This is a genomic window from Serratia sp. Tan611 (assembly GCF_905188235.1).
Lineage (GTDB): Bacteria > Pseudomonadota > Gammaproteobacteria > Enterobacterales > Enterobacteriaceae > Serratia_B > Serratia_B rhizosphaerae.
Window position 1 is genome coordinate 1,835,987 of sequence record NZ_LR994655.1, and the last position, 11,768, is coordinate 1,847,754.

The following is an 11,768-nucleotide window of genomic DNA, read 5'->3' on the forward strand; positions in this document are numbered from 1 at the left end:
AGAAACGCCCGATGTGACCATCGGGCGTTTTTTTTAGCGGCAGGAAAATCAGTTCGCTGCCCGGCGCGCCGGTTCCGCAGCGGTTGCTGGCGATAGCACCCGTTCAAGAATCTGTGCCTCCAATTCGGCCAGCCTGGCCGAGCCTTTGCGGCGCGGTCGCGGCAGATCGATCGCCATATCCAGGCCGATGCGTCCTTGTTCAATCAGGATTACGCGGTCCGCCAGGGCAATGGCCTCGCTGACGTCGTGGGTGACCAGCAACACCGTAAAGCCATGCTGTTGCCACAGGTTTTCAATCAGCCCCTGCATGTCGATACGCGTCAGTGCATCCAGCGCGCCCAGCGGCTCGTCCAGCAGCAGCAGACGCGGCCGGTGGATCAGCGCGCGGGCCAGGGCGACCCGCTGTTTCTGGCCGCCAGAGAGCGCCGCCGGCCACTCGTCGGCCCGTTCCGCCAGGCCGACCGCCGTCAGCGCCTGCAGCGCCGCATTGCGCCAGTCGCCGCGCAGACCGAGGCCGACGTTATCAATGACCTTTTTCCACGGCAGCAGACGTGCATCCTGAAACATCAGCCGGGTATCCTCTTTAACGCTGCTTAACGGCGCGCTGCCGCTGAGCAATGCGCCGCTGCTGGCGTTTTCCAGCCCGGCCAGCAGACGCAGCAGGGTACTTTTACCGCAGCCGCTGCGGCCGACCACGGCGACGAACTGGCCGGCGCTAATGCGCAGCTGCAGATTATCCAGCACCGTGCGGTTGCCGTAACGTTTAGCGATGGACTCCAGGGTGACGGGAGTCCCCTGAGGAATTCGGGTTGGCGTCGTCATCATGCATCCCCTTGTTTCAGTTGATAAGACGGGTGCCAGCGCAGCCACAGGCGTTCAAGCCACTGTGCGCTGACGTCCGCCAGTTTGCCGAGCAGGGCGTAGAGCACGATGGCCACCACCACAATGTCGGTTTGCAGAAATTCGCGTGCGTTCATCGCCAGATAGCCGATGCCGGAATTGGCCGAAATGGTTTCGGCGACGATCAGCGTCAGCCACATCAGCCCCAGCGCAAAACGCACGCCGACCATGATGGAAGGCAGCGCGCCGGGCAGCACCACTTGGGTAAACAGGCGGAAGCCGCTCAGGCCATAGCTGCGCGCCATCTCCAACAGGCCGCGGTCGATATTCTTGATGCCGTGATAGGTGTTGAGATAAATCGGGAACAGGGTGCCGAGAGCCACCAGAAAAATCTTGGCCGATTCATCAATGCCGAACCACAGGATCACCAGCGGGATCAGCGCCAGATGCGGAATGTTGCGCAGCATTTGCACCGAACTGTCCAGCAGGCGTTCGCCCCAGCGGGACAGGCCGCTGATCATGCCCAGCAGTAAGCCAAGGCTGCCGCCGATGCTAAAACCGATCAGCGCACGCCAGCTGCTGATGGTGAGGTGCTGCCAGAGCTCACCGTTTTGCGTCAGCGTCCAGAACGCCGTCGCCACGGCGCTGGGTGCCGGTAAAATGCGGTTGGAAAGCCAGCCGGCTTCGACGGCGATCTGCCAGAAAACCAGCAGGGCGATCGGCAGGACCCAGGGTGCCAGACGGTGCAGCAGACGTTGTGTGCGATGGCTCATAGCATGCTCCTTAGCTTTGCGACGCCCGCTGCGGCGCGTAGATATTGGCGATGACTTCCCCCTGAGGCGTGACCGGACGCAGCGGCGTCGGCGCGGCGTTTTGTGCTACGTCCAGATGCGGGAACAGCAGTTCGCCTACGCGATAGGCCTCTTCCAGATGCGGATAGCCGGAAAGAATAAAGGTGTCGATGCCTAAATCGGCATACTCTTGGATGCGCTGCGCCACCGTCGGGCCGTCGCCCACCAGCGCGGTGCCGGCGCCGCCGCGCACCAGACCGACGCCCGCCCACAGGTTCGGGCTGATCTCCAGGTTATCTTTCTTGCCGCCGTGCAGCGCCGCCATGCGCTGCTGACCAACCGAATCGAAGCGGGCGAACGCCTGCTGCGCATCGGCGATGGTTTTATCGTCAAGATTGGCGATCAGACGATCGGCGGCGCGCCAGGCCTCCTCGTTGGTTTCACGCACGATCACGTGCAGGCGGATGCCGAAACGCACTTTGCGTCCTTTGGCTGCGGCTTTGGCGCGCACCTCGTCCAGTTTTTGTTTCACCTGCTCCGGCGGCTCACCCCAGGTCAGATACAGTTCCACCTGATCGGCGGCCAGATCCTGCGCGGCAGCCGACGATCCGCCGAAATAGAGCGGCGGTCGCGGCTGCTGCACCGGCGGGAACAGCAGTTTGGCGCCTTTTACCTGAATATGCTTGCCGTTGAAATCGACAGTTTCACCTTCCAGCACCCGACGCCAGATATGGGTAAATTCCGCCGAGGCTTCATAGCGTTCCTCATGGTTAAGGTGCAGCCCTTCGGCCGCCAGTTCGTCCGGGTCGCCGCCGGTGACCAGATTAAACAGCGCACGGCCGTTGGAGAGGCGATCCAGCGTTGCCGCCTGCCGCGCCGCCAGCGTCGGGGAGATAATGCCGGGACGCAGCGCCACCAGGAATTTCAGCCGTTGCGTGACGGGGATCAGAGACGCCGCCACCAGCCAGGAGTCCTCGCAGGAACGTCCGGTCGGGATCAGGACGCCGCCGAACCCCAGGCGGTCTGCTGCCTGAGCGATCTGCTGCAGATAGCCATGATCGACGCTGCGCGCCCCTTCGCTTGATCCCAGATAGTGGCCGTCGCCGTGAGTGGGCAAGAACCAAAAGATATTCAGACTCATAAGAAGCTCTCCTCAATTATTGGGCGCTGGGGTGCCAGACGCGTTGTGAAATATCCAGCTTTACCGGCACCAGACGGTTGGCATAGAACAGATCGGCAGTTTGCTGCTGGGCTTTGATGGTGTCAGCATTGAGCGGCGTAATGGTGGTCACCGGCCGATGATCCAGGTAGGCGGCGATCACCGGCTGCGGTAGGCCGATGGTCTTGGCCAGCAGGGTGATACTCTGTTCGCGATCGCTGCGGGACAGCGCGTCAGCCTGCGTCAGCACCTTCAGCACCTGCTGAATAAACGGGCCGTTGGCTTCGGTATACGGCCGGGCGGCCAGATAAAACGAGCCGGTCTGGTTGAGCTTGCTGCCGTCGGTGAGCACCCGCACGCCGCCCTGCAGCAGCGCCGCAGAGTAGTAGGGATCCCAAATCGCCCAAGCGTCGACGTTACCCTGCTGGAAGGCGGCGCGGGCGTCTGCCGGGGTCAGGTATACCGGCTGAATATCCGTAAATTTCAGGCCGGCCTGCTGCAGGGCGCGCAGCAGCAGGTTGTGCGAACTGGAGCCTTTCTGAAAGGCGACTTTATGCCCTTTCAGCTCGGCGACGTCATGGATCGGACTGTTTTCCGGCACCAGAATCACTTCCGCCTTGGGTTTGGGCGGCTCGACGCCGACGTACAGCAGATCGGCGCCGGCGGCCTGCGCAAAGATCGGCGGAATATCGCCGGTGCTGCCGACATCAATACTGCCGACGTTCAGCGCCTCCAGCATTTGCGGCCCGGCGGGGAATTCGGTCCAGCTGATTTTGGTATCCGGGAAACGCTGCTCCAGCAGACGGTGGCTTTTTGCCAGCACCAGACTGACGGAACCTTTTTGGTAACCGATGCGCAGCTGCTGGGGGCCGGGATCGGCCATGGCGCTGTGGGCACCAACGCCCAGCGCCAGAATGGCCGTCAGCGACGTGGTGTGCAGCCAGCGGCGCCAGGAAGAAAATCGCGTCATCATTATTTTCCTTATGGTGGTGTTAATCGCCAGGGTCAGGATTGCGCCGGCAGCAGCTCTGGCGCGGGAGAAGGCGCAGGCTGGCGACGGCTCAATGCCAGATAGAAGTTGTCCAGCGCCTCTTCCAGCCGCAGCGCCACCGCATCGCTGGGCGTTAACCGCTCGCCCTGTGACGTCAGTTGGCCGTCATCGGCGAACACGCCGTGCAATACCTCCTGGGCTTTTAACGCCGATAACACCGGCTTTAAGGCATAATCCACCGCCAGCATGTGGCCGATAGAGCCGCCGGTGGCCAGCGGCAGCACCACTTTGTGTTCCAGCGCGCGTTCGGGCAGCAGATCCAGCAGGGTTTTCAACGCACCGGAAAACGATGCCTTATACACCGGGGTGGCGATCAGCAGCCCGTCGGCCTGCGCCAGGCGGGCGGCAAAAGTTTTAATCGTCGGGCTGTTGAAGTTGGCGCGCAGCAAGTCTTCCGCGTTGAAGTCATGCAGGGTGTAGGGCGTCACTTCAACGCCGCGGCGCTGCAGCCACTGTTGGCCAATATTCAGTAACCCCGCAGAACGGGAGGGGAGGCGCGGGCTGCCGGCCAGGGTTATAACGTGCATAACCAATCCTTATAACTAAAAGTTAGGTTTAATGAGTAAAAGATGAGTAAGTGTTTTAAAGCTAACAGCAAAGCGGCCGGTTTTTTAAATCTCATTTTTGGCTTTGGTTATGCGGAAATACGCATTGGCGATGCGCGGCGGGAGCGGCGGGAAAACGGTTGCGTAAAAAACGCCTTTTTTGCGCGGAATCAATTCCAATTACGTCGGGGATCCCGGATAATATGCCCCCGGTTTGTAACTAACCCAATAGCGTTCGGGATGCGGCGGCCACTTCCGCATCTTGGGGATAACCGGGAAATCAGGAGAGTACATGTACTACCCCCTCATCAGGAAAGCGTTGTTCCAGCTCGATCCAGAGCGCGCGCATGAATTGACCTTCCAGCAACTGCGCCGTGTGACCGGCACCCCTTTCGAATTTCTGGTGCGCCAGTCGGTGCCGACCAAACCGGTAACCTGTATGGGGCTGTCTTTTAAGAATCCGCTAGGGCTGGCCGCCGGTCTGGATAAAAACGGCGAATGCATCGACGCGCTGGGCGCGATGGGCTTCGGTTTTATTGAAATCGGCACCGTGACGCCGCGCCCGCAGCCGGGCAACGACAAGCCGCGGCTGTTCCGCATTGTTGAAGCGGAAGGCATTATTAACCGCATGGGCTTTAATAACCACGGTGTGGACAACCTGGTTGAGAACGTCAAAAAATCCCATTTTGGCGGCATCCTGGGGATTAATATCGGCAAGAATAAAGATACGCCGGTAGAAGAGGGTAAAGACGATTATCTGATCTGTATGGATAAAGTTTATCCGTATGCCGGTTATATTGCGATCAACATCTCTTCACCGAATACGCCGGGATTAAGATCCCTGCAGTATGGTGAAGCGCTGGACGATCTTTTGGCAGCGGTTAAAAATAAGCAGGCGGAGTTACATGAGCGCCATCACAAATATGTGCCGGTAGCGGTAAAGATCGCGCCGGATCTTTCTGAGGAAGAGTTGATCCAAATTGCCGACAGTTTGGTTCGCCATAATATTGATGGGGTCATCGCCACCAATACCACGCTGGATCGTAAACTGGTGCAGGGATTAAATTACTGCGAACAGATGGGCGGGCTGAGCGGCCGTCCCGTCCAGTCGCTCAGCACCGAGGTGATCCGTCGCCTGTCGCAGGAACTGCAGGGCAAGCTGCCGATTATCGGCGTCGGCGGAATTGATTCTCTGACCGCCGCGCGAGAAAAAATAGCGGCGGGGGCGACGCTGGTGCAAATTTATTCCGGCTTTATCTACCATGGTCCGCGTTTGATTAAAGATATCGTTAACCATATCTAATATTTTTTTCCTTTCAGACCTTGTCGGGGGTTTATTTATTCTCCCGGCTCGTCTATATTTTGTTCATTAGCCTAAATATCGTTCGCGGAATTATCCGATGTTTAGGCAAGATTTTAGGTGGTAGAATCACCCTTTGGGGTAAATTATATGCCTGAGGCGAGAAGCGGCGCATAGCGAGCGCGGCTTCTTTTTGTGCCGGGCATATTCGTTGGCGAGTGGCGATAAAGGACAAACGATGAAGATAAAACCTGACGATAATTGGCGTTGGTATTTCGACGCCGAACACGACCGGCTGATGCTTGATTTGGCCAACGGGATGATCTTTCGTTCGCGTTTTCCGGCCAAGATGCTGACGCCGGATGCATTTGACGAATGCGCGTTTTGCGTTGAGGACGCCGCGCTGTACTTTACCTATGAAGAGCAGTGCAAACGCACCAAACTCAGCCATGAGCAGCGCGCGGAGCTGGTGCTGAATGCGCTGGTGGCCTACCGTTTCCTCAAGCCGTTGATGCCGAAGAGCTGGCATTTTGCCCAGCAGCATTTCCCGCTGCAGCCGAAAAACGGCGAGCTGGTGGCGGTGAAAGTGATGGACAGCGGACATGACGCGCGGTTGCTGGTGGTGGAAGCCGGCGATAACGCCAGCCTGTGTTTACTGGCGCAGGGCCAACTGACGGTAGCAGGACGCACCATGGCATTCGGCGACGCCATCAAGGTGATGCACGACCGCCTGAAACCCTATTCGCACGATGCCGATACCGCCCCGGCGTACGACAGAGCGGTCTGAGCCTAACTTAACGTCAGATCGCTTTTGGGTATACAGCTGCAAGACAGAATCGTGCCGTCATTCGCCAGCGCGCTTTTCGTCAGCGGTGCCACTTCGCCTTTGACCAGCGTCATTTGGCAGGTTCCGCAGATCCCCGCCCGGCAGGAGTAGGGAACGCGGATGCCTTGCTGTTCCAACTGCTCCAGTAAAATCTGCTGATTGTTGCCGCTAAACACCTGACCCTGATAGTCGATGGTGAGGCTTTGCGCCTGGTTCTGCGGTGCCTGCACCTTTTCGGCCACCTTGCCGGCGTGGTAAGGACGCGGTGGTTTATTCGACAAGACCTCTACCGCGTCGCCAACGCGGATAATACCGCTGTTGCGGGCAATCATATTCTGACCGAAATCCACATCGCCGTTATCCGCCGTGCGGAAGCCCTGCAGCGTTGTCAGCGGCTCGCCGCTCGGGTGCTTGCGTCCGCGTTCGGTACTGACGGTCGTCAGCACGCAGCGGCTGCACGGTTTGACCAGATCGAACATCACCTCGCCCACGCGGATCACTTGCCAGCCGTCTTCGGCCCAGGGCGCTGCGCCGCTCACCACCAGATTCGGACGGAACTGCTCCAGCTTGATGCCGGCGGGGCAACGCTGTTGCAGATCGCGGAATGAGGCTTCATTTATCAGCAGGAACGGATAGCCGTCGGCAAAAGACAGCGGCACCTCCGGGTGTTTTTTGACGCGCCGGGTCAGTTCCGGCCCGAGCCAGCGCAGCTGTACGTCTCGCTGGAAATAGCCGCTCAGCCACTGGTTGATGGCCGCCGGCGCTACCCGGGCGGTGAAATGGTTGCCCCACACTTCGGTCGGCTGCTGCTCGGCGGCAAAGTCGTCAAAGCGAATCGTCGCGCTGTCGCCGTCGGGTGCCGTCAGATACAGGCCGTCCGCCAGCAGCGCCGGCGTGAACAGCACCATCTGCGGATATTGCCGCGCGGTGATAAAGGTTCCGTCGGGGCTGGTGATCATAAAGCTGCGATCGAACGCCAGCCCGTGGTTCGCCACCTGGGCGTGGGAGAGCTGTAAACCGCGTAAAGATTTCACCGGATGGACGTAAAGCCGAGAAAGCGTGATCACCCTTGCCTCCGTGGGTTTTGTAAATAGGGAGGAGCAACTTTATGACAAGCGGTGCGGATTAGCTATAATGCGCAACAATTTTCTTTTTGGTGATAAGTACGATATGAACTCTTTGTTTGCTAGCACAGCGCGTGGATTGGAAGAACTGTTAAAAAGCGAACTGGAGCGGCTTGGCGCCCACGCCTGTAAAGTCGTGCAGGGCGGGGTACATTTTCAAGGCGACGATCGTCTTCTGTACCAAAGTCTGCTGTGGAGCCGCCTGGCTTCACGCATTTTGCTGCCGCTGAATGAATTCCGCGTGCACAGCGATCTGGATCTCTACCTTGGCGTGCAGGCGATTGACTGGACGTCGATTTTCGGCGTGGATAAAACCTTCGCCGTCCACTTCAGCGGCGTGAACGAAGAGATCCGCAACAGCCAGTACGGCGCGCTGAAAGTGAAAGACGCCATCGTCGACAGTTTTACCCGCAAAATCGACCAGCGCCCGACCGTGGCGAAACAGCAGCCGGACATCCGGATAAACGTCTTCCTGCAGCGCGATATGGCCAGCGTGGCGCTCGATTTGAGCGGCGAAGGCCTGCACCAGCGCGGCTACCGCGATCTGACCGGCCAGGCGCCGCTGAAAGAGACTCTGGCGGCGGCGATCGTGCAGCGCTCCGGCTGGCAGCCGGGCACGCCGATGCTGGATCCGATGTGCGGTTCCGGTACTTTACTGATCGAAGCGGCGATGATCGCCGCCGACCGCGCGCCGGGGCTGCATCGCCAGCACTGGGGCTTCAGCGCCTGGAACGGCCATAACGCCGAGCTGTGGCGTGAAGTGGTGGCGGAAGCGCAGGTGCGCGCCCGCCGCGGACTGCAGGAAACGACCTCGCGCTTCTTCGGTTCGGATATCGATCGCCGGGTGATTGACATGGCGCGCGCCAACGCCCGCCGCGCCGGCGTCGCTGAACTGATTACTTTTAACGTCAATGACGTCAGCAAGTTGCACAACCCGCTGCCGGAAGGCCCGGCAGGCACCGTACTCAGCAACCCGCCGTATGGCGAACGCCTGGAAAGCGAACCGGCGCTGATTGCGCTGCACAACATGCTGGGGCGCGTTATGAAGAGCGGATTCGGCGGCTGGCAGCTGTCGCTGTTCAGCGCTTCACCGGAACTGCTGAGCTGCCTGCAGCTGCGCGCCGAGCGCCAGTACAAGGCCAAAAACGGCCCGCTGGACTGCGTGCAGAAAAACTATCAGCTGGCGGAAAGCCCGCAGGGCAGCGGCGGCATTCAGGTGGCGGAAGATTTCGCCAACCGGCTGCGTAAAAACGTCAAAAAGCTGGATAAATGGGCGAAGCAGCAGGGGATTGAATGCTATCGCCTGTACGACGCCGATCTGCCGGAATATAACGTGGCGGTGGATCGCTACGGCAGCAAGGTGGTGGTGCAGGAGTATGCGCCGCCGAAAACGGTCGATGCGCAAAAAGCGCGCCAGCGACTGTTTGACGTGATCAATGCCACGCTGGCGGTATTGGATCTGCCGTCCAACCAGCTGGTACTGAAAACCCGCGAACGGCAGAAGGGCAAAAACCAGTATGAGAAACTGGCGCAGAAGGGCGAGTTCCTGCTGGTGGAAGAGTTTAACGCCAAGCTGTGGGTCAACCTGACCGACTATCTGGATACCGGCCTGTTCCTGGACCACCGTATCGCGCGCCGTATGCTGGGTGAGATGAGCAAAGGGAAAGATTTCCTCAACCTGTTCGCCTATACCGGCAGCGCCAGCGTCCACGCCGGCCTGGGCGGCGCACGCTCCACCACCACGGTCGATATGTCGCGCACCTATCTGGAATGGGCGGAGAAAAACCTGCGCGCCAACGGACTGACCGGCCGGCAGCACCGATTGATACAAGCAGATTGCCTGTCATGGCTGCATAATGCTGCCGAACAGTTCGACGTGATCTTTATCGATCCGCCGACTTTCTCCAACTCCAAGCGGATGGAGAACACCTTTGACGTTCAGCGCGATCATGTGGCGCTGATGACGGATTTAAAACGGTTGCTGCGCCGTAACGGCACCATCATGTTCTCGAATAACAAGCGCGGTTTCCGCATGGATCTGGACGGGCTGCAGGCATTGGGGCTGGAAGCGAAAGAGATCACCGCTCAGACGCTGTCGCAGGATTTTGCCCGTAACCGTCAGATTCACAACTGCTGGCTGGTCACCCATGCCGGCGAAGGAAAATAATTACTATGTCGTTAATTAGCATGTCCGGCGCCTGGCTGTCGTTCAGCGATGCGCCGCTGCTGGACAACACCGAAATTCATATCGAAGACAACGAGCGCGTGTGTCTGGTCGGGCGCAACGGCGCCGGTAAATCCACCCTGCTGAAAATTCTCGGCAAAGAGCAGCCGCTGGATGACGGCCGGGTGATTTACGAACAGGATCTGATTGTTGCGCGCCTGCAGCAGGATCCGCCGCGCAATATCGGCGGCACGGTGTTTGATTTTGTCGCGGAAGGGGTGGCCGAACAGGCCGAACACCTGAAAGCCTATCACGCGATCTCTCACGAGGTAGAGCAGGATCCCAGCGAAAAGAACCTGGCGAAGATGGCGAAGGTCATGGAGATCCTCGATCACCACGGGCTGTGGCAACTGGACAGCCGGATCGCCGAAGTGCTGGCGCAGCTGGGGCTGAACGGCGAAGCGCAGCTGTCATCGCTTTCCGGCGGCTGGCTGCGTAAGGCGGCGCTGGGGCGCGCGCTGGTCAGTTCGCCGCGCGTGCTGCTGCTGGATGAGCCGACCAACCACCTGGATATTGAAACTATCGACTGGCTGGAAGGCTTCCTGAAAGAGTTCCAGGGCAGCATCATCTTTATCTCCCACGACCGTTCGTTTATCCGCAATATGGCGACGCGCATTATCGATCTGGACCGCGGCAAGCTGGTTTCCTGGCCGGGCAATTACGATCAGTATCTGCTGGGCAAAGAGGAAGCGCTGCGGGTGGAAGAGCTGCAAAACGCCGAATTCGACCGCAAACTGGCGCAGGAAGAGGTGTGGATCCGTCAGGGCATCAAGGCGCGCCGTACCCGCAATGAGGGGCGCGTGCGCGCGCTGAAGGCTCTGCGTATGGAGCGCGCCGAGCGTCGCGAAGTGATGGGCACCGCCAAGATGCAGGTGGAAGAGGCGACGCGCTCCGGCAAAATCGTCTTTGAGCTGGAGAACGTCAACTATCAGGTTGGCGATAAAGTGCTGGTGCGCGATTTTTCCGCCCAGGTGCAGCGCGGCGACAAAATTGCGCTGGTCGGGCCGAACGGCTGCGGCAAAACCACGCTGCTGAAGCTGATGCTCGGCCAGTTGCAGGCCGACAGCGGCCGCGTGCACTGCGGCACCAAATTGGAAGTGGCCTATTTCGACCAGCACCGCGCGGAGCTGGATCCTGAACGTACGGTGATGGACAACCTGGCGGAAGGCAAGCAGGAAGTGATGGTCAACGGTCGTTCACGCCATGTGCTCGGCTATCTGCAGGACTTCCTGTTCCATCCGAAACGGGCGATGACGCCGGTGAAGGCGCTGTCGGGCGGTGAACGCAACCGCCTGCTGCTGGCGCGGCTGTTCCTGAAACCAAGCAACCTGCTGATCCTCGATGAACCGACCAACGATCTGGATGTAGAAACGCTGGAGCTGCTGGAAGAGCTGATCGACGGCTATCAGGGCACCGTACTGCTGGTGAGCCACGATCGTCAGTTCGTGGACAACTCGGTGACCGAGTGCTGGATTTTTGAAGGCAACGGCGTGATTAACGCCTTTGTCGGCGGCTATTATGACGCCCACCATCAGCGCGCCACCGCCAAACCGATCCGTCAGGCCGCGCCGGTAGCTCAGAGCAAGCCGGCGGAGAAAAAAAACGAGCAGCCGAAGAAGTCTGCGACCAAACTGAGCTATAACTTGACGCGTGAGCTGGAACAATTGCCGCAGCGTCTCGAACAGCTGGAAAAGGACATTGAGGCGTTACAGGCCGAAGTCAGCGATGCTGATTTCTTCTCGCGTCCCCATGAGGAGACGCAAAAGGTGCTGAGCGATTTGGCCGCCGCCGAGCAGGCGCTGGAAAGCGCGTTTGCCCGCTGGGAAGAACTGGAAGCGATGAAAAACGGCTGATTGGCTCAATCCGGCCCGCGAGCTGCTGCGGGCCGGGTTACAGCATTGAGCGTTG

At 59.4% G+C, this 11,768-nt stretch carries 10 protein-coding genes; 4 read left to right on the forward strand and 6 right to left on the reverse strand.

Going from position 1 to position 11,768, the window contains the following annotated elements; all coding sequences use genetic code 11:
* Positions 1 to 48: 48 nt before the first annotated feature.
* The 5 genes from ssuB to ssuE are packed head-to-tail and all read right to left on the reverse strand — an operon-like array spanning position 49 to position 4,368.
* Entirely contained in the window at positions 49 to 822 is a 774-nt protein-coding gene (gene ssuB / locus TAN611_RS08615; RefSeq protein WP_105230541.1) for an aliphatic sulfonates ABC transporter ATP-binding protein, read from the reverse strand.
* On the reverse strand, positions 822 to 1,613 hold the full coding sequence (gene ssuC / locus TAN611_RS08620) for an aliphatic sulfonate ABC transporter permease SsuC (protein ID WP_105230542.1): 792 nt from the start codon (positions 1,611 to 1,613) through the stop codon (positions 822 to 824). Before ssuC ends, ssuB begins: the two co-directional genes overlap by 1 nt.
* A 10-nt stretch (positions 1,614 to 1,623) precedes the next feature.
* Positions 1,624 to 2,772, reverse strand: coding sequence for an FMNH2-dependent alkanesulfonate monooxygenase (ssuD, locus tag TAN611_RS08625; RefSeq protein ID WP_105230543.1), 1,149 nt, complete (start codon positions 2,770 to 2,772; stop codon positions 1,624 to 1,626).
* A 16-nt stretch (positions 2,773 to 2,788) separates the two neighbouring features.
* Complete coding sequence (locus TAN611_RS08630) at positions 2,789 to 3,763, reverse strand: sulfonate ABC transporter substrate-binding protein (protein WP_370446979.1); 975 nt, start codon at positions 3,761 to 3,763, stop codon at positions 2,789 to 2,791.
* 32 nt (positions 3,764 to 3,795) lie between these two features.
* A complete protein-coding gene (gene ssuE / locus TAN611_RS08635; protein ID WP_203067544.1) occupies positions 3,796 to 4,368 on the reverse strand; it encodes an NADPH-dependent FMN reductase in 573 nt (190 codons plus the stop codon).
* A gap of 310 nt (positions 4,369 to 4,678) precedes the next feature.
* On the opposite strand from ssuE, the gene pyrD reads away from it, so the two are divergent.
* Both pyrD and TAN611_RS08645 read left to right on the forward strand, forming a co-directional pair.
* On the forward strand, positions 4,679 to 5,689 hold the full coding sequence (pyrD, locus tag TAN611_RS08640; RefSeq protein ID WP_111737392.1) for a quinone-dependent dihydroorotate dehydrogenase: 1,011 nt from the start codon (positions 4,679 to 4,681) through the stop codon (positions 5,687 to 5,689).
* A 235-nt stretch (positions 5,690 to 5,924) separates the two neighbouring features.
* Entirely contained in the window at positions 5,925 to 6,473 is a 549-nt protein-coding gene (locus tag TAN611_RS08645; protein WP_105230547.1) for a cell division protein ZapC, read from the forward strand.
* A 2-nt stretch (positions 6,474 to 6,475) separates the two neighbouring features.
* Here TAN611_RS08645 and TAN611_RS08650 read toward each other — a convergent pair whose 3' ends face one another.
* Positions 6,476 to 7,579, reverse strand: coding sequence for a YcbX family protein (locus tag TAN611_RS08650; RefSeq protein ID WP_105230548.1), 1,104 nt, complete (start codon positions 7,577 to 7,579; stop codon positions 6,476 to 6,478).
* A gap of 103 nt (positions 7,580 to 7,682) precedes the next feature.
* Between TAN611_RS08650 and rlmKL the strand changes: the two genes are divergently transcribed.
* Together rlmKL and TAN611_RS08660 are read left to right on the forward strand one after the other, a co-directional pair.
* On the forward strand, positions 7,683 to 9,803 hold the full coding sequence (gene rlmKL, locus TAN611_RS08655) for a bifunctional 23S rRNA (guanine(2069)-N(7))-methyltransferase RlmK/23S rRNA (guanine(2445)-N(2))-methyltransferase RlmL (protein WP_203067545.1): 2,121 nt from the start codon (positions 7,683 to 7,685) through the stop codon (positions 9,801 to 9,803).
* A 5-nt stretch (positions 9,804 to 9,808) separates the two neighbouring features.
* Positions 9,809 to 11,713 (forward strand): ABC transporter ATP-binding protein, encoded by a 1,905-nt coding sequence (locus tag TAN611_RS08660; RefSeq protein ID WP_203067546.1) that lies wholly within the window; start codon positions 9,809 to 9,811, stop codon positions 11,711 to 11,713.
* Positions 11,714 to 11,768: the final 55 nt, after the last annotated feature.

Coding starts and splice junctions, on each gene's coding strand:
- ssuB (WP_105230541.1), bottom strand. CDS start 822: ATGACGACGCCAACCCGAATTCCTCAGGGGACTCCCGTCACCCTGGAG.
- ssuD (WP_105230543.1), bottom strand. CDS start 2,772: ATGAGTCTGAATATCTTTTGGTTCTTGCCCACTCACGGCGACGGCCAC.
- TAN611_RS08630 (WP_370446979.1), bottom strand. CDS start 3,763: ATGATGACGCGATTTTCTTCCTGGCGCCGCTGGCTGCACACCACGTCG.
- TAN611_RS08645 (WP_105230547.1), top strand. CDS start 5,925: ATGAAGATAAAACCTGACGATAATTGGCGTTGGTATTTCGACGCCGAA.
- rlmKL (WP_203067545.1), top strand. CDS start 7,683: ATGAACTCTTTGTTTGCTAGCACAGCGCGTGGATTGGAAGAACTGTTA.
- pyrD (WP_111737392.1), top strand. CDS start 4,679: ATGTACTACCCCCTCATCAGGAAAGCGTTGTTCCAGCTCGATCCAGAG.
- TAN611_RS08660 (WP_203067546.1), top strand. CDS start 9,809: ATGTCGTTAATTAGCATGTCCGGCGCCTGGCTGTCGTTCAGCGATGCG.
- ssuC (WP_105230542.1), bottom strand. CDS start 1,613: ATGAGCCATCGCACACAACGTCTGCTGCACCGTCTGGCACCCTGGGTC.
- ssuE (WP_203067544.1), bottom strand. CDS start 4,368: ATGCACGTTATAACCCTGGCCGGCAGCCCGCGCCTCCCCTCCCGTTCT.